The following is a 23,265-nucleotide window of genomic DNA, read 5'->3' on the forward strand; positions in this document are numbered from 1 at the left end:
ATGCTTGAATTTAAAAATGTTTCGTTTAAGTATGATATTGATGAAGAGCCTATGATGACAAATTTAAGCTTTACAGTCAATGACGGCGAATTTGTTTCGGTAATAGGTGCAAGCGGCTGCGGAAAAAGCACGTTGTTCAGACTTATTAACGGGCTTGAAAAGCCGCAGGGCGGAGAAATATACGTTGACGGAAAGCTTATAACAGAGCAGAAAAATTACAGCTCGTTTATGCCTCAGAAGGACATGCTTTTTCCTTGGCGAACAATCGAAAAAAATGTATGTATTCCTATGGAAATAATGCGAGTGCCTAAGGACGAGCAGGAAAAACGCTGTACTGAGGTGCTCAATCAGGTAGGTCTGATAGATTACAGAAAGAAATATCCTAAGGATTTGTCCGGTGGTATGAAGCAGAGAGTGGCTTTTGCAAGAACTCTTGTTGCCGGTGCAAATATGCTGCTGCTTGATGAGCCGTTTTCGGCACTTGATTATCTGACAAGAGTAGATATGCAGGAATGGCTGCTCAAACAGTGGCAAAATTCCGGCAAAACAGTAATATTTATTACACACGATGTTGAAGAGGCAGTATTCCTGTCGAAAAGGATTTTTGTAATTCAGGATAAGCCATTTTCATCAATGGAAAGTGTTGAGGTCCCTATGGACTATCCGAGAAAAAGAGAAGCGCTTAAACGTCCGGAGGTTGCCGATTTGAAAGAAATGCTTATATCTAAGCTCAGAAGGAGGTATACATATGAAAAATAAATTAAATCTTCCTTCGCTTATACTTACATTCATATTGCTTATAGCGTGGGAATGTATAGCACTCGGCATTAATGCTACATATATACTTCCTACACCCATTGAGGTAATTAAAAAGCTTTGGGAGCTAAGAGTTCCGCTGTTTAAGGTTCATCTTCCGGCAACAATGGGAGTTACGCTTATAGGCCTTGCCATATCAATAGTTTTGGGCGTACTTCTTGCTGTTCTTATGGATGCATTCCCTAAGGCAGAAAAAGCATTGTACCCTATAATAATTGCATCGCAGACAATACCGACAACGGCAATAGCACCGTTATTCATACTTTGGTTTGGATATTCTATATGGAGCAAGGTGCTTGTAACCATATTGATAACATTCTTCCCTATAACAATAACTGTTTTTGACGGACTTAAAACCGCAAAACGTGAAATGGAAGAAATGCTTGTTACATATGGTGCATCTAAAAAGGATATATTCTTTACATTAAAGCTTCCGTCTGCACTTCCGAATTTCTTTTCGGCGATAAAAATGGCTATACCGCTCAGCGTAATAGGAGCGGCCATTGCGGAATGGCTCGGAGCACAAAGCGGACTCGGATATTTCAGTAAACGAATGATGACACAGCTTGACGGTGCAGGTGTGTTTGCACCGGTTGTATTGCTTTCAGTTGTTGCTATGATAGTTGTTCAGATTATAACTATTGTTGAAAGAAATGTTATCACATGGCGAAAAGAAATTTGATATACCGTTTATGTATCGAAATATGGATGTTTTTTGTCTAATTTGTATGTTTTTGAGGTTTTATGACATATGTTTATTTAATTGACAGTGGCATTTAATGGCTTTATAATCAATATTATCTTGAAAATGTTGATTTCTAAAATGTGAGAAATATGATGTATTTGCATATTTCTATAAATAATTATAATTTGCCGATACAAGGGGGTATACAGGTGTGGATAGTATAATTGTAGCATTCAGTAATGACAATAACCGCAACCGTATAGCTGAAATTCTTGAATCGGGCAATCATATACCGAGAAAACTATGCCGTTCCGGCAAAGAGGCAATAAGAACCGTTCGTGAACTGGGCAGAGGAATAGTCGTATGCGGCTATAAGCTTACCGATATGACAGCCGACGATCTGGCATACGATATTGGCGATATAGGAAGGGTGCTTGTTATTGCACCGCCGACAATGCTTGATATGTGTGAGAACACAAGCATATGCAAAATTCCTACACCGCTTAAACGCTCTGAGCTTTTGTCCAGTGTCGAAATGCTTATCGATCTTAATGTTTCAAAGTCAGCGTCTATTAAATCACAGCGTTCAGATGAGGAAAAAGAGATAATATTAAAAGCAAAAGCACTTCTTATGGAAAAGCGTTCCATGACCGAACCGGAGGCACACAGATATATGCAGAAAAGAAGCATGGATTCCGGTTTTAAGCTTATATCGACGGCAAGGCTTATATTGAGTGCATATGCGGCAAAAGCGGATTGACAACACAATATTTTTATAGTAGTATTTCTTTGGGTGAGTACCTACCGGCAGTTAGGCTAAAAAGTCTGACTGCCTTTTTTTGGATTTAAATGTGTCGAAATATGTTTTATAGGAGGATAACAGCGTGAATATTACAGTTTACCTTGGAGCAAATGAAGGCAATGATCCGATTTTGAAAAGTGCAGTCTGTGAGCTCGGCAAATGGATTGGTGAAAACGGAAATACATTGATTTACGGCGGCTCGGAAGCCGGTTTGATGGGTGAGCTTGCAAAAAGCGTTCTCAAAACGGGCAGTAATGTAATTGGCGTTGAACCGCAGTTTTTTATAGATGCAGGCTTTGAGTTTGACGGACTGACCGAGCTTATTATAACAAAGGATATGTCGGAGAGAAAAGCAAAGATGATTGAGCTTGGAGATGCTTTTATTGCGTTTCCCGGCGGAACAGGTACATTGGAAGAGATTACGGAGGTTATGTCCAAGGTTTCGTTAAAACAGCTTGATTCTCCCTGTATTGTATACAATTTGAATGGCTATTATGATGATTTAAAAAATCTGTTGAAACATATGACGGAAAAAGGACTGTCATCGGAGGAAAAACAGAAGGGTATTTACTTTGTTGAAAATCTTGAAGAGATTAAGGCGATTTTGGATAATAATTAATGTTTTTAACAGCCTGTTTTATTATGAGGTGGACTGATATGAAATTTGATAAGGAATTTTTGAAAAGTATTTTTGCGATAGCGATACCGATTGCTTTGCAAAATCTTATTACATTGGGAACAAGCATGATGGATACCATAATGCTTGGAAGGGCAGACCAGACCGGAGTTCTGCTTTCGGCATCTTCGCTGGCAAATCAGCCGTTTTTCATACTCCAGGTGCTTACCTTCGGCATTGCAAGCGGTGCGGCTGTGCTTTGTGCCCAGTATTGGGGCAAAGGCGATATGCAGCCGATACGAGATGTGTTTTCGTTTGTTATTAAGGTAGCTATACTGGTCGGAGTTTTGTTCGGTGTTACGGTTTTGACCGTACCGGAAAAGGTTATGCGTATATATTCGGTCAATGAGGATATTATTAATGCCGGAGTTAAATATCTTAGAATACTCGGCTATGCGTATTTTACGTTTGCCATAAGCAATACAGTTATATCAGCATTGAGAAGTATAGAGGTGCTTAAGGTTTCGGTTGTTGCATCGATAGTGTCGTTTTGTACAAATGTATTTTTGAACTGGGTGCTTATATTCGGAAATCTCGGAGCACCGAGATTAGGCATACAGGGTGCGGCAATAGCAACGCTTACAGCCAGAATACTTGAGTTTGCAATAGCACTGGTATATCTGTTTGTTATTGATAAGAAGCTTGGATTTAAGGTAAAGGATATTTTCACACATAACAGAATTCTTGCCGGAGATGTTATGAAAAGCGGTTCACCGGTAGTTATAAACGAATTGATGTGGTCGCTGGCAACATCGGCACAGGCGGCCATTCTTGGACATATTACATATGCGGCAGGCGATCCGGTTGCGGCAAACTCCATAGCCGGAGTAATACAGCAGCTTTCAACGGTTGTAATAATCGGTGTGGCAAATGCGGCGGCTGTGCTTGTCGGTATGGCAATCGGCGAAAACAATATGAAAAAGGCAATGGAAAGAGCGTCGGCACTGCGTTGGATTTCGGCAATACTCGGTGTGCTTGCCTGTGTGTTCATATTGAGCGTTAAAAAGACGTTTATCGGCTTCTATTCCGTTCCGGAGGAAACGAAAATACTTGCCGACGAGATTATAACGGTCTTTGCGTTTATCACTATATGTACGGCAATAAATATGTCGATGATTATGGGAATACTCCGAGGTGCCGGAGATACAAAATTCTGCATGACAACGGAAATCTGCTGTCTGTGGCTTTTGGCAATTCCGCTGGCACTTATAACGGCGTTTGTGTTCCACTTTCCTGTTCCGGTTGTGTTCTTCTTTATGAAGATAGATGAACCGGCAAAGGCGATAATATGTGCAATAAGAATGAAAGGTACGAAGTGGCTTAATCAGCTTACAAGAGATTTTTAAATAAGGAAACATTACGAGGACTTCATGGAAACATGGAGTTCTTTTTTGTTGCCTAAAAGGAGGTAATCAATATAGAAAATAAGACTTACGGTTACATTCGTGTTTCGAGCACAGACCAGAATGATGACAGGCAGATTATAGCATTGCACGAATTTGGTATAAATGACAGCTTTATTTATGCCGATAAGCAGTCCGGAAAGGATTTCAACCGACCACAGTACAGAAAGCTTATGAAAAAGCTTAAACCGGGCGATCTGCTTTGTATATTGAGCATTGACAGGCTCGGGCGAAATTATGAAGAAATACAAAACCAGTGGCGGATACTGACGAAGGAAAAGGGAGTAGACATATGTGTTATTGATATGCCGCTGTTGGACACAAGACAGGGCAAAGATTTGCTTGGCACATTCATTGCCGATTTGGTTTTGCAGGTGTTGTCATTTGTAGCACAAAATGAAAGAGAAAACATAAGAAAAAGACAAGCTGAAGGCATAGCCGCCGCAAAGAAAAGAGGTGTTAAATTCGGGCGTCCGGAAAAGCCGCTGCCGGAGAATTTTGAGGAAATACATAAATCTTGGAGAAATAAAGAGCTTACATTAAAGCAAGCAGCGGTGGCTTGTAATATGCCGGTCGGAACATTTTATGGAAAAGCAATAAAAATAGAAAGGTTGTAATACAATTTCTAAATGTGTACTTTTACAAACTTGGCTACAAGTTTAATTTATAATGATATTTTATAACTTAAATAGTATAAATTCAATAATAATCAGCTTAATTTAGTACATTTGGTAATTTTGTAAAAGTACACTATATGAAAATGATATTGTGTGTGAGTTGCTTATAACAGGAGGAAACAAAATGAAGCAATTAGTATGCGAAATGTGTGGAAGCAGTGAATTAATAAAGAAAGATGGAGTATTTGTTTGTCAGTATTGTGGCTGTAAATATTCTGTTGAAGAAGCTAAAAAGATGATGGTAGAAGGTAAGGTCGATGTTTCAGGAAGTAAGGTAAAGGTTGACAATGAACAAAAATTAAAAAATTTAAAGGAACTTGCTGAAAGAGCAAAAGAGTCAAATGATAGCAAAATGGCAGCTAAATATTATGAACAAATTTTGATTGAAGAACCAAACAATTGGAGAGCAAATTTTTATTCTGTTTATTATTCTGCTTGTAATATTAAAATTGCTGAAATAGCAAACGCAGCAAACAGATTAAGTAATAATATTGAACCGGTATTTAAATTAATACTTACTCAAGAACCTAAAGAAAACTATATGAAAGCGTGTGATGAAATAACAAGTAAACTTTTGTCTTTTTATACGCTTGTTTATTCTAATGTGGCTGACAGTCTTAGTCGTGTTTCATCATATGATTATGCTAAGAGCTTTTATACAGAACGTGTAGGAGCAGTTTCAGTGATGATTGCCAATTTAGTGTGTAAGCAATGTGAATATTTTGATGACGTGAATTATAATATGTTAAATGATATTTTAAGTGCAATTGAAAGAGGGTTAAATAGTGCAGTTGGGAATGATATTGTTATGATTAAATCACAAGTAGTTAAAATTAAAGAAATGTTAAAAGTAAAAAAATATTGGTCCGAGCATGCTGATGAGAAAAATAAATTGGAAAAAGAGAAAAAAGAAACTATAAATAAACAAAAAGAAATTATAGGAAAACTTGAAAATGACCCAAGATATAAGGAATTTAATCAGATTATGAAAGAAATAGAAGAAACAAAGAAAGAAAAAGAAAAACTATTGATTTTTAAATTTAAAGAGAAAAAGTTATTGGATGAAAAAATAAAAGAATTGGATGAAAAATCAAATGAAGTATTACAGCCTATAAAATATCTTATGGACGAACTTATTAAATTACAAGGACGTGTTAATGAAATAAATGAAGAATTGACAAAGGATAGATGATGAATATGAAATTTGTGAATTTTACTGAAGAAGACAAAATAAAAATGTTTGATGAAATAGCATCGCATTTTTATAATGCTAATTTTGGGCAGATGTCAAAAACTGATATTGAGTTATTGATGTTTCATTTCTATATCGAAAAAATGGTTTCTGAAAATAGTTCAGAGGATGGCATTATTGATTACAACAAATGTTCTGATTATAAGATTAGCCATGATCTTGGTATAACTCAGCAACGAGTAAGAAATTTGAAAATTAAAAATCAGTTGGTGTATCCTATTGAATATGATTGGAAATTAGCTCTTGCTAAGCTAACTGAAAATGCGAGATATGACAAAGTAAGTAAAAAAATTATAATGAATATACCTGACCCCAATTTATATTTGGAAATTCAAAATTTCATAGAAGAAAAAGGTGCTTATGTTGAAAAACAGCTTAATAGCAAAATACTTCAGATTCGTGTGGAATATTACATAGAGTTGGCGTTAGCTCTTGAAAATGTAGATAATCAGAAAAAGTTTATTAAAAAACTAAAACAATTTTTTAAAGATAAAGGGAAAAATGATAATGAATTTGACGAAAATAACATTGGAAAATCACTGATTGAAATGGCTGTAAATATAACTGAAATAGTTGCCAATATTAGTAATGTTATTCCTAACCAAAGTGTTGTATGGACTTCATTGTTTAAATTAATCACTAAATGAAAAATAGCTGTGGCATAAATTTATTTGCCACAGCTGTATTTTTTTACACATACAACCCTGCCATTATCGGTGCGATAACAACCGTCAGCACACCGGCGATAACTATTGCGAGCGAGCCCATAGCACCAACGAGGTCGTCGAGCTGAATGGCTCTTGATGTACCGATTGCATGGGAGGCATTTCCGACGGAAAGACCTAATGCAATGGGATTTGTTATCTTGAATACCTTAGAGAATACCGAAACGAAGGCGGCTCCGATTATGCCAGAAACAACAACGCCTACGCAGGTAACTCCGGCGATACCGCCAAGCTCGGAGGTTATGCCGAGAGCGATTGCAAGAGTAACCGATTTTGATGTAAGTCCGTAATATATTTCCGGTGGAAGTCTGAAAACCTTCGCCAGCACAAACATGGTGATTGAACAGGCGATTGCGCCGGAGAGTATGGCACATATGATAGCCTTGAAATTTTTCTTGAGCACCTCAAGCTGTCTGTAAAGCGGAACGGCAAGGGCGATTGTTGCCGGAGTGAGAAGAAACTGTATCATTGAGCCTCCGACTTTGTATGTATCATAGCTTATTCCTGTTGCCGCAAGAAAGGCTATGACGATTATTATTGCAATAAGCAATGGATTGAAAATGACCATTTTTGTTTTCTGATTTATCATCAGACCTATTTTAAAAGCCAGAAGGGTAAGTCCGATACCGAAAAAAGCAGTGCCGAAAAGCCCTGTATATAAATTTTCAAGCATTTTTATTTTCCTCCGAAGCATTGGATTTTTTGTTTATGATAGCCTGTGCGACCTTTCCTGTGGTGAAGAAACAGACTATTGTGGAAACAATTATTATTACAAATATTCCGATGATATTGTCCCTGATTGCCGGAAAGCTTTCGATAAGGCTTGCTCCGACCGGAACAAACATAACCGTCATAATGCTGAGGAGAAAATCTGCCGCATCTTCAACCTGTTCAAGCTTTATGACCTTTAAACAAAGAAGTATGAATAAAAGAACCATTCCCCATACACTTGATGGAACCGGAAGAGGTATAACCGCATGAAGAACCTCGCCAACCAACGAAAATCCTATGATTATACCAAATTGCATAAGGTATTTCATTTAAAACACTCCAATCATGTTAAAATTGTCCTACCAATAGTATACAACGCAAAATATTAAAACACAATATGTATATTTGACGATATTTTATGGTTAGTTTATTGATGATAATTTAATAGCACAAAAAAACGTAATATTTCAGAGCGCCGATTTTGTGCTTGCAGTGAATATATTGCTTGTGCTTTGGAGAAAAATGGTTTTTGTTAAAATGTGCTACGGCACATTTTGGGCTAAATTAAGGCAAAATTTATAGTACGATTTTAACAAAAATGGATAGTAAATAATTGGTATATTATCAAAAATGTATATTTTTTGAAATAGCTTTGACAGTGAAATAATTTGTCTGTATACTACTACCATACTTTAAATCAAGTGAGCAGACAAACAGAATTTAAACAGAGAAAATTGACAGACAATGGCGTTTGGTAAAACAAATGCCGTTGTCTGTTTTTTTTATTAAAGCTGAAAGGAATGATGAAGATGGCTGATATGCAAAACAGTAATGTTGAAATTATGCTGAAGGATATAGGAATGGTTTATAAAACAAATGACGGCCATGATGTTACTGCTTTGACCGGTGTAAGTCTTGATATTCAAAAGGGTGAATTCATATCATTGCTCGGACCGTCCGGCTGTGGCAAAACAACTCTTTTGAGAATAATAGCCGATCTTCTTCAGCCGACATCGGGCGAAATAAGCATTGCCGGTGAGTCACCGAGAGATGCAAGACTTTCAAAGAAATACGGAATAGTTTTTCAGTCGCCTGTGCTTTATGACTGGAGAACGGTTAAGAAAAACATAATGCTTCCGCTTGAGATAATGCACATACCAAAGGCAGAGCGGGAGGACAGAGCAATGAAAATGCTGGATATTGTAGGGCTTACAGAGTTTGCAAACCATTATCCGAACCAGCTTTCCGGCGGTATGCAGCAGAGAGTCGGCATAGCAAGGGCGTTGGCAATACAGCCGCAGATACTTCTTATGGACGAACCGTTTTCGGCGCTTGATGAGTTCACAAAGGAAAAGCTGCATGAGGATCTTCTCAGAATTTGGGCAAAGACAAATAAAACGATTATTTTCGTAACACATAATATCCAGGAGGCGGTTTTCCTTTCAAGCCGTATATGTGTGCTTTCTCCTCATCCGGGAAGACTTTCGGCAGTAATAGATGTAGATCTTCCAAGACCGAGAACAATGGATATAAAGGACACTCCGGAATTTACCGCATATGTGGCAAAGGTACGAAACAGCTGTGAAGGAATTTGACAATACATTTGAATTGACATTAAAGAGGGTGACATAAAAATGAGTGTATTAAAACGGTTAAGCAAATCAAAATATTTCAATACGGTTTTGTGGATTGTTATTTTGATTATTGTCTGGGAAATAGGAGCAACTGTGGTTGCGGCTACAAAAAGATCACCGGAAAATATTCTTCCGCATTTAAGCGGAATTATAGAATCGGTTGTCAGCAAAGACACAATAAACGGAAGCCAGACAGCGGTTCAGATGGTTCTGGAGAATGCAAAGGCAACCATTTCAAGAGCTTTGGTCGGCTTTGGGATAGGAACCGCACTCGGTTTTGTGCTTGCGTTGTTTATGAGCAGATTTAAAACGGTTGAGAAAATAGCATTTCCGTATCTGATGATAATTCAGATGATACCTATTCTGGGAATGGCACCACTTATATTTGCCATAACACAGGATATTTCAAAAAGCCGAATAATAATAGCGGCAATACTTACGTTTTATCCGGTTGCAACAAACACACTGGCAGGCTTTAAGGCAGTGGAAAAGGAAAAGCATGAGCTTATGATTTCGTATGCGGCATCAAAGTTTCAGCTTTATACAAAAACAATGATTCCGTCATGTATACCTTATTTTTTCACTGGTCTTAAAATATCGGCACCTATGGCGATAACCGCATCAATACTTGTTGATACATTGCAGGGCGGCATCGGACTCGGCTGTCTGCTTTCACAGGCACTTAAAGGTGCAATGTCCAGATATGTATTCTGGCAGATAGTTTTCTTAAGTGCATTTATAGGAATTTTCTCTTTCCTTCTTATGGGCATTATCGAATATATACTCTGTCCATATAAGAGAAAAGGAAACAAACAGGAAGAGTAAGGAGGTATGGAAATGAGCGAAAAAGCTTTAAAAAGAAAAAAGATAGATTTCAATTCCGTTTCGTCAGTTCTTTATCCGGTTCTCTTCGGTATTCTTATATTCGTACTTTGGGAATGCGGTGTGCTGAATACGGTGCTTAAAACAGACACAAACATACTTCCCGCACCGACAAGAATAGCCGGAATTATGAGTGAAAACTCATCTAAAATATCCGAAAATCTTTCAGCAACAATGACGGTAATAATATGGGGACTTATTGCAGGCTCGTTTCTCGGATATATGGCGGCGGTGTTTGCAACACGTTTTCCCAACTTCGGAAAAGGAGCATTGACAGTGCTTTCGGTGTTCAATGCTATACCGATAGTTGCACTGGCACCGGTTTTCAATAACTGGACAAAGGACGTAAGCAGTGAAGCATCTGTAAGAAGTACGGTTGCGAAAATATTGGTTGTTACGGTTGTATGTGCCGCATCAATGAGCATAAACGCTTACAGAGGTCTTACAGAGCTTAAACCGTTTTCGCTGGATCTTATGAAGTCATATGCAGCCGACAATATGACGGTATTTAAAAAGCTCAGATTTCATAACAGTATTCCTTACATATTTACGGCATTAAAGGTTTCCGTACCTTCAAGCGTTATCACAGCACTTGTAAGCGAGTATTTCGCAGAATACAGAATGGGAATAGGCAGACAGATACGAGATAACATTTCGATAGCACAGTATTCGGCAGGCTGGGCATATATAGCGGTTGCCTGTCTTATAGGAATATTGATGTACATAATTTTAATTATATTTGAAGGAATTTTTACAAAAAGGCATAGAAAATAATAAAAATATCCGAAAAACGGTTGTTATTTAACATTGTTTTAATGTTTATTTAAAGTTCACAAGGTATCAGTATTAAAAATTTATCTATAAAATCAAAGGGAGGCATTTATTATGAAAAAAAGAGCATTTACAACAATCACAGCACTTGGTCTTACTGCTGTTATGCTTGCAGGCTGCGGAAGCTCATCTTCTTCAGGCGATACAGCAAAAAACGACAATACGGCAGAAGAAACAACAGATTCATCGGCAGAAATGACAGATGAGGAAAGAATAATATCAGCCGCTCAGGAAGGAAAGGTAGGAAACTGGGGACTTGGAAACGAATATGAAATCCAGGCTCTTCTCACAAAATACGGACAGTCAACGGATTATCTCGTTGAAGACTTTACAATGGACGGATTTGATGACGATTCCATAACACTTGCTTCGGCAATGACTTATAACGAGCTTGGACTTGTTAAAAACGATTACGAAGGTGGCTACGGCTACGGAGATTCAGTCGGAATCATTGATATGAATGATGAAGGCGTAGCAATGCTTGAGGATAATCTTTTCTGTACAAAGGAATTTGCAGAGGCTAATCCCAATACAGTAAAAGCATTCGTCGCCGCATCACTCAAGGGCTGGGAATATGCCTGCGAAAATCCCGAAGAGGCGGCACAGATTGTTTATGAAGCCGGTTCATCTGTATCAAGCGACCATCAGGCGTATATGGCATCAGAGGTTAAAAAGCTTGTTGAAACAGATATGAACGGAAACACTGTTACAGAAATAGGCAAGATGGACGAGGATGCTATGCAGCAGACACTTGACCTTGCTAAGCAGTACATAAAGCTTGATGACTCTGCGGCAGCAGCAAAGCTCCAGACACTTACACTTGATGACATCAGAGATACATCATATTGGGAAGCGGCAACAGCAGGCGATTTCGGAACACCTGAAAAAACAGACATCAAGGTTCAGATGAAATGGCTCCCTCAGTGCCAGTTCATGGGATATTATGTGGCAAAAGCAAAAGGCTTCTATGATGAGGTTGGTCTTAATGTTGACATTATCTCAGGCGGTGGTGACATCGGAGAAACAACAGCAGTTCAGAACGGAACAGTTGATTTCGGTGTTACATGGGTATCAAACCTTATTTCGGCAGATGCGGCAGGCATGGATCTTGTTGAGGTAGCTCAGATTTATCAGAGATCAGGTCTTGTACTTGTATATAAGAAATAATCATAATTTTATCCGGTGGACAGTTAAATGTCTGCCGGAGCAATAAACAGACAACATATAAGGAGGCTGGTATATATGGATATGATTATAAAAAACGGAACGGTAGTGACCGCTTCCGATATGTTTAAGGCTGATATTGGTATTGAAAACGGAAAAATAGTTGAGATTTCCGGAAAAATAGATGAGAGTCTTGCAAAGCATGTCGTTGATGCCGAAGGAAAACTGATTCTTCCGGGAGCTATAGACGCACATACACATCTGGCAATGCCTTTTGGCGGCACAATTTCCTCCGATGATTATTATGCCGGAACAAGAGCGGCAGCCTGCGGAGGAACAACAACGGTGTTTGACTTTGTTCTCCAGGATTTCGGAGAAACAATGGTAGATGCGGTAAAGAGAAGAGATAAGCTTTGTGCCGGAGCTGCTGCGGTTGATTATTCATATCATGTGGCGGTAAAGGACGTAAGCGGTGAGCTTCTTGATTCCATAGAAGATTGTGTTAAATTCGGAGTTCCTTCATTTAAGGTGTTTATGGTTTATGACTTCGGAGTAACCGACGGCGTTTTTTACAAGGTTCTTAAAAAAGCAAAGGAATGCGGAGCACTTATCGGTGTTCATGCGGAAAACAATGAGATTATAAATACTCTTACAAGTGAATTTCTTGCGGAAGGCAAAACAAGTGCATGGTATCACTATATGTCAAGACCGGAATTTGTTGAGGCAGAGGCAGACACAAGAGCCATTCAGTGGGCAAAGGCGGTAGGAACAAAGCTTTACATAGTTCATCTTGCAAATAAGGACGGACTTGCCGCCGTAACAAAGGCAAAGGACGAAGGCTATGAAATATATGCGGAAACATGTCCTCAGTATCTTGAATTTACCTGTGATGTATATAAAAGAGAAGACGGAAGAAACTTTGTATGCTCACCTCCCATGAAGGGCGAAGAAAGCAGACAGGCGCTCTGGGAAGGAATCAAGAGAGGCGATATAGACACAATAGCAACCGACCATTGTCCGTTCCAGTCATATGAAAAGGATTGGGGCAAGGACGATTTCACAAAAATTCCTAACGGCTGTGCCGGCATAGAAAATATGTATCCTTATATGCTTTCTGCGGCAAACGAAGGAAAGCTTCCGTTTACAAAGGTAGTTGAGATATGCTCGACAAATCCGGCGAAGATATTTGGCTGTAAAGAAAAAGGCTCGCTTGCGATAGGCAAGGACGCAGACATAGTTATTTATGACAAGAATATAGATTTTACGATAACAAACGATAAAATGCACTCGGACTGCGATCATACAATATGGGAAGGAATAAAGCTTAAGGGTTATCCCGTACAGACCTATTCAAGAGGCAGACTTGTTTATGATAACGGAAAGTTTGTCGGAGAAAAAGGCTGGGGCAGCTTTGTGAAGTGCAAAATAGATTGATTTAATTTTTCAGACATTAAATTTTGACATCAGGTTAGGAGCAGTGGTAGTTATGATGAAAATACATGAGGAGGCGTCAAGATGTCTGCTCTGTGTTGACGGAGCCTGTTCAAGGGCCTGTCCGAAGGGCTTTGATCCGTCAAGACTGGTAAGAGCGGTAAGATTTGAAAACGATAAGTGTGCCGGACTTTATGCAGATAAAGAGGTTTGTGCAAAATGTTCCGGAGATTGTGAAAAGGCTTGTATACATTATGACCGGCCTATAAGAATAAAAGAAATAATAGAGCAAACAGAAAAAGCCGTTAAACACGATAAGAAGGATTTATCAATAGAATTTCTCGGTGTTAAATGTGAAAATCCGTTTTTCCTTTCATCTTCGGTTGTGGCAAGCGGATATGATATGTGTGCAAAGGCCTTTGATATGGGTTGGGCAGGAGTTGTATACAAAACAATAGGCTTTTTAAAGCCGGAGGAGGTTTCGCCGAGATTTGATGCAATCGGCAAGGAAGGAACACCGTTTGTAGGCTTTAAAAATCTCGAACAGATTTCAGACCACGGCTTGGAAGAAAATCTCGAGGTGTTCAGAAGGCTCAAGAAAAATTATCCGAATAAGGTAATTGTTTCTTCGATAATGGGACAGAGCACAGCAGAATGGACGGAGCTTGCGAGATTAAGTGAAGAGGCCGGAGCGGATATTATAGAATGCAATTTCAGCTGTCCTCATATGACGGGACACGGACTCGGTTCCGATGTCGGACAGAATCCCGATTTGGTTGCGGAATATACTGCGGCAGTTAAAAAAGGAACTAAGCTTCCGGTGCTTGCAAAAATGACTCCGAATATCGGAAATATGGAAATTCCGGCAATGGCGGCCGTTAAAGCCGGAGCAGACGGCATTGCCGCAATAAATACAATAAAAAGCGTAATAGGCTTTGATGTTGAAAATATGCAGCCGCTTATGCCGGTTGACGGAAAAAATTCCGTTTCGGGCTATTCGGGAAAAGCGGTTAAGCCGATAGCACTCAGATTTATAAACGATCTGGTTAAGTGCGATAAGCTCAAAGGCGTTCCCATAAGCGGAATGGGCGGCATAGAAACATGGAAAGATGCGGCAGACTTTATACTTCTCGGCTGTGGAAACATACAGATAACAACTGCTGTTATGCAGTACGGTTACAGAATAATAGATGATCTTATTGAAGGCTTATCGGATTATATGTACCGCAAGGGCATAGATAAGCTTGAAGATATGGTCGGAAGTGCAGCGTCAATGATGGTTTCACCTGATACGCTCAACAGAAAGACAACAGTATATCCTGTTTTTGATAAGAAAAAATGTGTCGGCTGCGGAAGATGTGCCGTTTCCTGTTATGACGGCGGCCATCAGGCATTGACAATGAAGGACGGAGCTCCCGTTCTTAACAAAAACTGTGTAGGTTGTCTGTTATGTAAGCTTGTCTGTCCTGTCGGAGCGATAGGAATAAGCAAAAGAATGGACAGAAGATAAGCGAAGAGCAATGTACGGAGGTGAATGCCTATGGCGGTAACACTTGACAAGCTGTATATAAGCATTGAGGAAAAATATAATATGAAGCTTGTTGCCGGAAAGGACGGACTCAAAAACGTAATTCGCTGGGTACATATGGTTGAGGACAGTGAAGTTCCGAACTTCCTTCACGGAAATGAGCTTATATTCACAACAGGTATAGGAAGGCTTGATACGGCAGACAAAATACTTGAATTTGTTCAGGGACTTCAAAAGCATAATGCGGCGGGACTTGTTATGAATTTAGGGCCGTATATAAAAAAGGTTCCGACTGTGGTTGTGGATTATTGCGAAAGAAACGGTTTTCCGCTTTTTACACTTCCTTGGGAAGTGAAGATAATAGACATAACCTATGATATGTGCCGAATGATTATAGAAAATGAAAAAAGCGAGATTTCGGCAACAGAGGCGTTTAAAGCGATTATTTCCGGCGAAAGGATTACCGATGAATATACCGACGCTCTCAAAAAAATGGGCTTTCATTCCAAAAACAAATACAGAGTTGCGGTAATGGATTTTATGCTTAAGGACAAAAAGGTTACGGAAACCTTTGTCGGGAACAATCATATAAGACTGTGGAAGTTGTTGTCACGTACAGCCGCATCAACTGCAATGTTTGTTATGCACCACAGACTTGTTGTAATAAAACAGAACTGCGGTGACGCACAGATAAAGCGTATGGCAGACACAATACAGAAAAGCATAGATGCCGGAAATATGACGCTTGTCATGGGTGTTTCCGATGAAAAAAGCGGTCCGGAGTCAATAAATGCACTCTATAAACAGGCGAGAGCGGCTTATTATACGGCATGCAGTAAATCAACAGGTCTTGAGTATTATGAAAATATCGGACTGAATCAGCTTATATTCGGAGTTGAAGACAAGGAAATATTGAAGAGCTTCGTAAACCGTCAGCTTGCACCGCTTATTGATTACGATGTGGAAAACAATACGGATTATGTGGAAACCTTCAAGGATTATCTTGAAAGCTACAGCAGTGTCAAGACGGTATCCGAAAAAAGCCATGTACACAGAAATACAATTAACTACAAAATCAAGCAGATTCGGGAAATACTCGGCGGAGAGCTCGATGCAGAGGCAAAGGCTGAATTTCTGATAGCATATAAAATTAAGGATTTACTTGATTATTTATAAAAATAATTAAAAACGGAGGTAATTATTATGAGTGAAAGAGCAGATAAAATCAAAGAGTACCACAAAAAATATAATTTACAGTCATGGAGCAAGCAGAAGGACATCAATCCTATTCCTATCGAAAAGGCAGAAGGAATATATATGTGGGACTTTGACGGAAACAGATATACAGATATGTCAAGCCAGCTTGTAAACCTTAATGTAGGTCATGGCTGCCGTCCGATAATTGACGCAATCAAGGAGCAGACCGAAAAATACTGCTACTTAGGACCGAGCTACGGTGCAGAACCGAGAGGCGAGCTTGCAAAGATGATTATTGACCTTATGCCGGACAACATGGGTAAGGTATTCTTCACAAACGGCGGTGCGGACGCAAACGAAAATGTTGTTAAGATTGCAAGAATGTATACAGGCAGACAGAAAATTTTCTCAAGATACAGAAGCTATCACGGTTCAACATACGGAGCAGGAAACCTTACAGGCGAGCCGAGAAGATACCCTCTTGAGCCCGGTGCTCCCGGATTTATAAAATTCTTCGATCCTTATGTTTATCGTGAAAAAATCAAATTTGAGTCGGAGGAAGAGGCAAGCGAATATTATGTAGGAAAGCTCAGAGAGCAGATTATATATGAAGGCCCGGACAGCATTGCCGCAATCGTAATGGAAACAATCACAGGCTCAAACGGTGTCATCATTCCTCCCAAAGGCTATCTTCCCGGAGTAAGAAAGCTTTGCGATGAATTCGGAATTATGATGATATGTGATGAAGTAATGGCAGGCTGGGGCAGAACAGGAAAGATGTTTGCTTTTGAAAACTTTGATGTTAAGCCTGATATTGTATCCTTTGCAAAAGGCGTTACATGCGGTTATGTACAGCTCGGCGGTGTTGTTGTAAGCAAAAAGATTGCGGAATTCTTTGATGACCACCTTCTTTCATGCGGACTTACATACAGCGGACATCCTCTTGCCTGTGCGGCAGGCGTTGCATGCGTAAACTATTATAAAGATGCTGATATTCTCACAAACGTAAATAAATCGGGTGCGGTTCTCGGAGAAATACTTGAAGACCTTAAGGCTAAGCATAAGAGCGTAGGCGATGTAAGATATATCGGACTTTTCTCGGCGATAGAGCTTGTTAAGGATAAAGCCACTAAAGAACCTCTTGTTGAATACGGCAAGGATCCCGAAGGCATAATGGGCAAGATAATCGGTATGCTTAAGGCAAAGAAATTCATGTGCTATTCACATGAAAACATGATTCTTATTTCACCTCCGCTTATCATTACTCCCGAACAGGTAAAAGAGGAAATGGTTAAGGTTGACGAAGTTCTTGATGAAGTTGACAAGATGATTTAACATAGGGAAGGAGTTTGTTTATGGCAAAGCATTACGAAAATATAACCAAAACGGCACTTTCGGAATATATAACACCGGACAAATTTCGTACGGTTATGCCGCCCCAGTGGGAATTTTCAGCCGGCTATTCAGAACTCCCTGTGGCAATCACCTTAAAGAAAAAAACAGCCGGCATGCTTAGCTTTGATGTGCCCTGGGACGGAATGATATACGGCTTTGTAAGAAGTAAATTTGATATTCAGAAAAAACTTGGAATGGTAAATATGCCTAAGCTTGTAAATATAAACGACTGGGAAACAAAATTTGTTCTTGTCTTTGAAGAGGACAATCCTAAAGAAACAAGGGCGTTTGAGATTACGGCAAAGGAAGTTATAGAGCTGCTGGAGAACTGCACAAGAACTCCCGAGCAGAAATCCAGATAAGAAAGGGTGTTTAATATGTATAAATGCAGTCTTGAAAGAATGACAGATAAAATAAAAACCTTCAGCAAATTCGGCGATGCGGGACATGGCGGTATCACAAGATACTCGCTTTCTCCCGAAGCAATAATGGCAAGAAACGAATTTAAAAAACGTATGGAGGCTATCGGAGCGATAATCGAGGTTGATGATGTTGCAAATATGTATGCAACACTTCCCGGCAGTGATCCCGATGCAAAAAGAATTGTGATGGGTTCTCATTGCGACTCCGTTAAAAACGGCGGCAACTACGACGGTATTCTCGGTGTTATGTCCGCAATGGAGGTTCTTGAAACCGTTGCCGATCAGAAAATTCCCCATAAGCATCCTCTTACAGCCATGATATGGACAAATGAAGAAGGTTCGCTTTATCCTCCTGCAATGATGGTTTCGGGCATTGTATGTTACGATTATCTTCCCGAGGATATAAGAGTTAAATTTAAATATGAGGATATGATGGCATCAAAGAGCATTCTCGACAACACAAGCACATTCGGAGAGGCTCTTGAAAAATCAGGATTTAAGGGTGACAGAAAATACAGAATTTCACCTGACAAATATCAGTATATGTTTGAAACACATATCGAACAAGGCCCTATTCTTGAAGACGCCGGCAACGATATAGGTGTTGTTGACTGTGTACTCGGTATGTTCAACTATCGTGTTAAATTCTACGGACAGACTGTTCATGCCGGAACATTCCCTATGCCGAAGAGAAAAGATGCGTTCTTTGCGGCGGCACAGGCACTTTGCTATATTCACGAAGAAATTGATAAGCTGAACATTCCCGAGCTTGTTTATACGACAGGTGAGGTTGTATGCCACCCTTGTGTACATACCTGTGTTCCCGATTATTTTGATTTCTCCATTGATGCAAGACATGAGGATCCTAAACAGCTTGAAAAGGTTCTTGAGGTCGTAAAGAGCTGTGCCGAAAAAACATGGGCAGGCTGTACCTGTGAAGTGGAAAGAGCATGGAACAGAGATACCGTTTACTGGGACAAAAAGCTTGTCGGTTATGTTAAAGAGGCTTGTGATGAGCTTGGAGTATCACATCAGTATATTCATTCCGGTGCCGGACATGATGCACAGTTTACATCATATATGCTTCCTACAACAATGATATTCGTTCAGTCAAAGGACGGACTTTCACATTGTGAGCCTGAATATTCATCACCGGAGCACTGTACGGAAGGCGCATCGGTAATGCTCAATGCGGTTCTTAAGGCTGATGCCGAATAATTTACCGAAGGAGTGATATAATGAGCGAATTTATTACACCTAAAAAAATTATATATGGCGAAAATTCTCTTGCTTTATCAGGAAAATATATTGCGGAGCTTGGCAAAAAGGCACTTATAGTTACCGGAAAGATTGTTGTAACGCTGGATATTTTCAAACAGCTTACTGATATGCTTGATTCGGAAGGCATTAAATATGCCGTATTTACGGGAATAACAGGCGAGCCGACAGACACAATGATAAATGAAGGTGTTGAAGTATATAAAAAAGAAGACTGTGATTTTCTCATAGGAATAGGCGGCGGAAGTCCTCTGGATTCCATGAAAGCAATAGGTGCACTTGTGACAGGCGGCGGAAAGATTTCTGACTATATGGGAAAGGTTATAGAAACGCCTCTTCCTCCGATGGCGGCAATTCCGACAACAGCCGGAACAGGCTCAGAAGCAACACAGTTTACCGTAATTACGGACAGCGAAAAGGATATAAAAATGCTTTTGAAAGGAACGGTCTTAATTCCCGACATAGCAGTTGTTGACGGTGAGCTTACAAAATCGTCACCGAAGGGAATAACGGCATCTACGGCTCTTGACGCACTTACTCATGCTGTTGAGGCATATACCTCGAAAAAGGCACAGCCGCTTACAGATCCTTATTGTATATCCGCTGTCCAGAAGATATTCAAATATCTTCCGAGAGCCTATAAAAACGGAGATGACATTGAGGCAAGAAACGGACTTGCGATAGCCGCATTGCAGGCAGGCATATGTATAAACAATTCGTCCGTAACTATTGTACATGGTATGAGCCGTCCTATCGGTGCATTGTTCCATGTGGCACACGGAACATCAAACGCAATGCTTCTGGAAAAATGTATGGCATTTGCCGTTGACGGAGCGTATGACAAATTTGCAGAACTGGGAAGGGCAATAGGCACAGCAAAGGCTTCCGATGATGACAAGACAGCCGCAGAAAAATTTATTGCGGCACTCGGAGATATTTGCAGAATATGCGAAATTCCTACGCTTGAGGAATACGGCATAGACAAGGACAAATTCTTTGAGGTTATGGACAAAATGGCAACGGACGCACTTGCCAGCGGAAGTCCGTCAAACACAATAAAAGAAGTGACAAAAGAAGATATTCTCGATTTATATAAATCACTCTGGTGATATTGATTATTGATATAATCCTGTTTCGGTTCTTAAAGGAATCGGGACAGGATTTATTTTTTATCCGCTTGCTGAAATTTACAGGGATATGTATAATTAAAGCATAGATATATTTGGTTCAAAAAGGAAGTGGACATCATAAAAGCTAATAGGAGTATTATAATTATTTTTATAGGATTTATGGTGTTTATTTCGATATATTGGTATACTTATAATAACAGGCGGAATGTAGAAGAAATTGTGTTTATTCCGGCTGAAAGCAGTGAAACAGATGAGAACGCAGATTCACCGAATGTCGTTGAAAGAGTTAATCTCAATGCGGCAGAGGCAGAGGATTTAATCGGTCTTATGTTTATAGATGAGGAGCAGGCGGAGCTTATAATTTCATACCGAGAGAAAAACGGAAGGTTTGAAAGTATTGAGGAAACGGCTCAGATTGAAGGCATACTGCCTGTTACATATAAAACACTGGAAGAGTTTACTTATGTTGATTGAACCGTATGGAGGTTATTATGGCATATAAAATACTTGTTGTTGATGATGAAAAGCTTATTGTAAAGGGAATAAAATTTTCTCTTGAACAGGACGAAATGGATATTGATGTTGCCTATGACGGAGAAGAGGCACTTAATTTAATAAAGAAAAATGACTATGATCTTGCTGTGCTTGATGTTATGCTGCCTAAAATGGACGGACTCCAGGTATGCCGTGAAGTAAGGGAGTTTTCAAACCTTCCGATAATTATGGTTACGGCAAAGGGCGAGGATATGGACAAAATAATGGGACTGGAATACGGTGCTGACGATTATATGACAAAGCCGTTTAATATTCTTGAGCTTAAGGCAAGAATAAAGGCTGTCCTCAGAAGAAGCTCAAAGCATACGGCCGAAAAAACACAGGTTAAGAACGAAATGAAAGTAAGAGATTTGTATCTTGATTTGGACAGCCGAAGAGTGTTTGTTGACGGAAAAGAGGCAAATCTTACGGCAAAAGAATTTGACCTTCTTGAACTGCTGATGAAAACACCGGGCAAGGTTTACAGCCGAGAAAAGCTGCTTGACACAGTATGGGGCTTTGATTATCCCGGAGATGTGCGTACGGTTGATGTTCATGTAAGAAGACTTAGAGAAAAGATAGAAAAGAAACCGAGTGCACCGGAATATATTTTCACAAAATGGGGAGTTGGCTATTATTTTGGCTAAAAGAAATATAAAACTGAAATGGACTCTTCTTATAACCTATCTTATCATAGGGCTTTGTCCGCTTATTATACTTTCGAACCTTACCTTTGAGTCTGTTGAAAAATATTTTATTGAGGAACGAAAAAAGGAGCTTCTGCTTCAGGCTAATGTTATTTCGGGACATATAAGCATTTCCGATTATATGCATGACGAAAGCAAGTCTATACTTTTTGATTACGATATTAACCAGACCAGCAAGCAGAGCGGTTACAGAATAATGGTGTTGGACAATACCGGCGTTGTAATAAATGATTCAAACAAAACGGAGGAAGGAAAAATATATTATCTTCCGGAAATCGTTGATGCACTTAACAATAAAGATGTTTCGTCTCTGCAGGCAAATGATACTATTCATGCGGCAGTGTCGATTATGGACGACCGCTCCAACTGTATAGGTGTTGTGCTTGTCTGTGATTCCGTTGCGGATATTGCCGAAAATGTGTCCGAAATAGAAAAAAGTGTTTTGAGCATTATTCTTGTGCTTGTTGTTGTGGTCGTGCTTATGACCATATTCCTTTCATGGTTCTTCACAAATCCGATAAACGGAATTATTGAGGTTATTAAAAAGATGTCGGAAGGACATTTTGACCAGAGAATAACCGTAAATGACTTTCTTCATACAGAGCTTGCGGAGCTTTCCGAATCCTGCAACAACATGGCGGAAAAGCTTGAACAGGTGGAAACAAACCGACAGGAATTTGTGTCCAATGTTTCGCATGAGTTAAAAACACCTTTGAGCTCCATAAAGGTTCTGAGCGATTCGGTGCTTCTTCAGGATCCCGATACGGTTCCGAAGGAGATGTATGTGGAATTCCTTGAGGATATAAACTCCGAGGTTGACAGAATGACGGCTATAATAAATGACCTTCTTACGCTCGTAAGGCTCAACCGACAGGAGGTTCCGCTCAATCCACAGCCTGTTGTAATATCCGATATGGTTGAGGATATTGTAAAAAGGCTTACACCTATTGCTGATGCGGAAGGCATTGAGCTGAACTATACAAAGGCGAAAAGCGTTACCGCAGAGGTGAACGAAACAAAGCTCTCGCTTGCAATAAGCAATCTTATAGAAAACGGAATAAAATATAATTCCGAAAACGGAAAGGTATCCGTAACAGTTGACGCCGATCACCAGAATGCCTTTATAACCGTTTCCGATACAGGCATAGGCATTGCGGAGGAAGAGCTGAACAAAATATTCGACAGATTTTATCGAGTTGATAAAAACAGAGACAGACAGACCGGAGGAACAGGCCTTGGCCTTGCCATAACACGTTCTGCCGTACTTATGCACAACGGAAGCATAAAGGTTTCCAGTACGGAAAACGAAGGAACAACCTTTGTTGTAAGAATACCGCTTAAACAGAAATAAATGGAAGAAAGGAGAGTAATCCTGTACTAAAAAA

At 39.7% G+C, this 23,265-nt stretch carries 24 protein-coding genes; 22 read left to right on the forward strand and 2 right to left on the reverse strand.

What is annotated here, in order from left to right:
• From KQI66_RS03295 to KQI66_RS03330, 8 genes are all read left to right on the forward strand, one after another.
• The gene (locus KQI66_RS03295; protein ID WP_216427256.1) at positions 1-759 is read left to right on the forward strand and encodes an ABC transporter ATP-binding protein; all 759 of its coding nucleotides are present in this window, start codon (positions 1-3) and stop codon (positions 757-759) included.
• Positions 749-1,498: an ABC transporter permease gene (locus tag KQI66_RS03300; protein WP_216427257.1), complete on the forward strand. Its 750-nt coding sequence runs from the start codon at positions 749-751 to the stop codon at positions 1,496-1,498. The genes KQI66_RS03295 and KQI66_RS03300 overlap by 11 nt, the downstream gene beginning before the upstream one ends.
• Before the next feature lie 214 nt (positions 1,499-1,712).
• On the forward strand, positions 1,713-2,261 hold the full coding sequence (locus tag KQI66_RS11485; RefSeq protein ID WP_216427258.1) for an ANTAR domain-containing response regulator: 549 nt from the start codon (positions 1,713-1,715) through the stop codon (positions 2,259-2,261).
• Between the two features lie 124 nt (positions 2,262-2,385).
• On the forward strand, positions 2,386-2,922 hold the full coding sequence (locus tag KQI66_RS03310) for a TIGR00730 family Rossman fold protein (RefSeq protein WP_216427259.1): 537 nt from the start codon (positions 2,386-2,388) through the stop codon (positions 2,920-2,922).
• Positions 2,923-2,960: 38 nt separating this feature from the next.
• The gene (locus KQI66_RS03315; RefSeq protein ID WP_216427260.1) at positions 2,961-4,325 is read left to right on the forward strand and encodes an MATE family efflux transporter; all 1,365 of its coding nucleotides are present in this window, start codon (positions 2,961-2,963) and stop codon (positions 4,323-4,325) included.
• Between the two features lie 71 nt (positions 4,326-4,396).
• A complete protein-coding gene (locus KQI66_RS03320; RefSeq protein WP_216427458.1) occupies positions 4,397-4,999 on the forward strand; it encodes a recombinase family protein in 603 nt (200 codons plus the stop codon).
• A gap of 184 nt (positions 5,000-5,183) precedes the next feature.
• Positions 5,184-6,251: a hypothetical protein gene (locus tag KQI66_RS03325; protein WP_216427261.1), complete on the forward strand. Its 1,068-nt coding sequence runs from the start codon at positions 5,184-5,186 to the stop codon at positions 6,249-6,251.
• A 5-nt stretch (positions 6,252-6,256) separates the two neighbouring features.
• Positions 6,257-6,958, forward strand: coding sequence for a hypothetical protein (locus tag KQI66_RS03330; protein WP_216427262.1), 702 nt, complete (start codon positions 6,257-6,259; stop codon positions 6,956-6,958).
• A 43-nt stretch (positions 6,959-7,001) separates the two neighbouring features.
• On the opposite strand, the gene KQI66_RS03335 is transcribed toward KQI66_RS03330, so the two are convergent.
• Both KQI66_RS03335 and KQI66_RS03340 read right to left on the reverse strand, forming a co-directional pair.
• Positions 7,002-7,709, reverse strand: coding sequence for an LrgB family protein (locus KQI66_RS03335; RefSeq protein ID WP_216427263.1), 708 nt, complete (start codon positions 7,707-7,709; stop codon positions 7,002-7,004).
• The gene (locus KQI66_RS03340) at positions 7,702-8,076 is read right to left on the reverse strand and encodes a CidA/LrgA family protein (protein ID WP_216427264.1); all 375 of its coding nucleotides are present in this window, start codon (positions 8,074-8,076) and stop codon (positions 7,702-7,704) included. The genes KQI66_RS03335 and KQI66_RS03340 overlap by 8 nt, the downstream gene beginning before the upstream one ends.
• 471 nt (positions 8,077-8,547) lie before the next feature.
• Here KQI66_RS03340 and KQI66_RS03345 point away from each other — a divergent pair, with 471 nt between their 5' ends.
• The 14 genes from KQI66_RS03345 to KQI66_RS03410 all read left to right on the forward strand — a co-directional run bounded on the left by KQI66_RS03345 (position 8,548) and on the right by KQI66_RS03410 (position 23,231).
• The gene (locus tag KQI66_RS03345; protein WP_330654988.1) at positions 8,548-9,342 is read left to right on the forward strand and encodes an ABC transporter ATP-binding protein; all 795 of its coding nucleotides are present in this window, start codon (positions 8,548-8,550) and stop codon (positions 9,340-9,342) included.
• Between the two features lie 39 nt (positions 9,343-9,381).
• Positions 9,382-10,206: an ABC transporter permease gene (locus KQI66_RS03350; protein ID WP_216427265.1), complete on the forward strand. Its 825-nt coding sequence runs from the start codon at positions 9,382-9,384 to the stop codon at positions 10,204-10,206.
• A gap of 12 nt (positions 10,207-10,218) precedes the next feature.
• On the forward strand, positions 10,219-11,037 hold the full coding sequence (locus KQI66_RS03355; RefSeq protein ID WP_253287648.1) for an ABC transporter permease: 819 nt from the start codon (positions 10,219-10,221) through the stop codon (positions 11,035-11,037).
• A gap of 111 nt (positions 11,038-11,148) precedes the next feature.
• Entirely contained in the window at positions 11,149-12,261 is a 1,113-nt protein-coding gene (locus KQI66_RS03360; protein WP_216427267.1) for an ABC transporter substrate-binding protein, read from the forward strand.
• Between the two features lie 27 nt (positions 12,262-12,288).
• Positions 12,289-13,692, forward strand: coding sequence for a dihydropyrimidinase (gene hydA / locus KQI66_RS03365; protein ID WP_216427268.1), 1,404 nt, complete (start codon positions 12,289-12,291; stop codon positions 13,690-13,692).
• 52 nt (positions 13,693-13,744) lie between these two features.
• Positions 13,745-15,199 carry an NAD-dependent dihydropyrimidine dehydrogenase subunit PreA gene (gene preA, locus KQI66_RS03370; RefSeq protein WP_216427269.1) on the forward strand — a complete coding sequence of 485 codons (1,455 nt, stop codon included), beginning with the start codon at positions 13,745-13,747 and terminating at the stop codon, positions 15,197-15,199.
• 30 nt (positions 15,200-15,229) lie between these two features.
• Positions 15,230-16,393: a PucR family transcriptional regulator gene (locus KQI66_RS03375; protein ID WP_216427270.1), complete on the forward strand. Its 1,164-nt coding sequence runs from the start codon at positions 15,230-15,232 to the stop codon at positions 16,391-16,393.
• Between the two features lie 27 nt (positions 16,394-16,420).
• Positions 16,421-17,749, forward strand: a complete 1,329-nt coding sequence (locus KQI66_RS03380; protein ID WP_216427271.1) for an aminotransferase class III-fold pyridoxal phosphate-dependent enzyme — start codon at positions 16,421-16,423, stop codon at positions 17,747-17,749.
• 20 nt (positions 17,750-17,769) lie between these two features.
• On the forward strand, positions 17,770-18,171 hold the full coding sequence (locus KQI66_RS03385) for a hypothetical protein (protein WP_216427272.1): 402 nt from the start codon (positions 17,770-17,772) through the stop codon (positions 18,169-18,171).
• A gap of 15 nt (positions 18,172-18,186) precedes the next feature.
• Entirely contained in the window at positions 18,187-19,449 is a 1,263-nt protein-coding gene (locus tag KQI66_RS03390) for a Zn-dependent hydrolase (protein WP_216427273.1), read from the forward strand.
• Positions 19,450-19,466: 17 nt separating this feature from the next.
• Positions 19,467-20,618: an iron-containing alcohol dehydrogenase gene (locus tag KQI66_RS03395; RefSeq protein WP_216427460.1), complete on the forward strand. Its 1,152-nt coding sequence runs from the start codon at positions 19,467-19,469 to the stop codon at positions 20,616-20,618.
• 240 nt (positions 20,619-20,858) lie between these two features.
• Complete coding sequence (locus tag KQI66_RS11395; RefSeq protein WP_216427274.1) at positions 20,859-21,113, forward strand: ComEA family DNA-binding protein; 255 nt, start codon at positions 20,859-20,861, stop codon at positions 21,111-21,113.
• 17 nt (positions 21,114-21,130) lie between these two features.
• Entirely contained in the window at positions 21,131-21,820 is a 690-nt protein-coding gene (locus tag KQI66_RS03405) for a response regulator transcription factor (RefSeq protein ID WP_216427275.1), read from the forward strand.
• A complete protein-coding gene (locus tag KQI66_RS03410; RefSeq protein ID WP_216427276.1) occupies positions 21,813-23,231 on the forward strand; it encodes a HAMP domain-containing sensor histidine kinase in 1,419 nt (472 codons plus the stop codon). Before KQI66_RS03405 ends, KQI66_RS03410 begins: the two co-directional genes overlap by 8 nt.
• The last annotated feature ends 34 nt before the right edge of the window (positions 23,232-23,265 follow it).

The organism is Anaerotignum sp. MSJ-24, from assembly GCF_018918145.1.
Classification (GTDB): Bacteria; Bacillota; Clostridia; order Lachnospirales; family Anaerotignaceae; genus Metalachnospira.

Bases quoted from the DNA above. Each gene is read 5' to 3' on its own strand.
- KQI66_RS03355 (WP_253287648.1), top strand. From the start codon at position 10,219: ATGAGCGAAAAAGCTTTAAAAAGAAAAAAGATAGATTTCAATTCCGTT.
- KQI66_RS03360 (WP_216427267.1), top strand. From the start codon at position 11,149: ATGAAAAAAAGAGCATTTACAACAATCACAGCACTTGGTCTTACTGCT.
- hydA (WP_216427268.1), top strand. From the start codon at position 12,289: ATGTCTGCCGGAGCAATAAACAGACAACATATAAGGAGGCTGGTATAT.
- KQI66_RS03340 (WP_216427264.1), bottom strand. From the start codon at position 8,076: ATGAAATACCTTATGCAATTTGGTATAATCATAGGATTTTCGTTGGTT.
- KQI66_RS03315 (WP_216427260.1), top strand. From the start codon at position 2,961: ATGAAATTTGATAAGGAATTTTTGAAAAGTATTTTTGCGATAGCGATA.
- KQI66_RS03295 (WP_216427256.1), top strand. From the start codon at position 1: ATGCTTGAATTTAAAAATGTTTCGTTTAAGTATGATATTGATGAAGAG.
- preA (WP_216427269.1), top strand. From the start codon at position 13,745: ATGATGAAAATACATGAGGAGGCGTCAAGATGTCTGCTCTGTGTTGAC.
- KQI66_RS03405 (WP_216427275.1), top strand. From the start codon at position 21,131: ATGGCATATAAAATACTTGTTGTTGATGATGAAAAGCTTATTGTAAAG.
- KQI66_RS03345 (WP_330654988.1), top strand. From the start codon at position 8,548: ATGATGAAGATGGCTGATATGCAAAACAGTAATGTTGAAATTATGCTG.
- KQI66_RS03390 (WP_216427273.1), top strand. From the start codon at position 18,187: ATGTATAAATGCAGTCTTGAAAGAATGACAGATAAAATAAAAACCTTC.
- KQI66_RS03380 (WP_216427271.1), top strand. From the start codon at position 16,421: ATGAGTGAAAGAGCAGATAAAATCAAAGAGTACCACAAAAAATATAAT.
- KQI66_RS03385 (WP_216427272.1), top strand. From the start codon at position 17,770: ATGGCAAAGCATTACGAAAATATAACCAAAACGGCACTTTCGGAATAT.
- KQI66_RS03335 (WP_216427263.1), bottom strand. From the start codon at position 7,709: ATGCTTGAAAATTTATATACAGGGCTTTTCGGCACTGCTTTTTTCGGT.
- KQI66_RS03300 (WP_216427257.1), top strand. From the start codon at position 749: ATGAAAAATAAATTAAATCTTCCTTCGCTTATACTTACATTCATATTG.
- KQI66_RS03350 (WP_216427265.1), top strand. From the start codon at position 9,382: ATGAGTGTATTAAAACGGTTAAGCAAATCAAAATATTTCAATACGGTT.
- KQI66_RS03325 (WP_216427261.1), top strand. From the start codon at position 5,184: ATGAAGCAATTAGTATGCGAAATGTGTGGAAGCAGTGAATTAATAAAG.
- KQI66_RS03375 (WP_216427270.1), top strand. From the start codon at position 15,230: ATGGCGGTAACACTTGACAAGCTGTATATAAGCATTGAGGAAAAATAT.
- KQI66_RS03330 (WP_216427262.1), top strand. From the start codon at position 6,257: ATGAAATTTGTGAATTTTACTGAAGAAGACAAAATAAAAATGTTTGAT.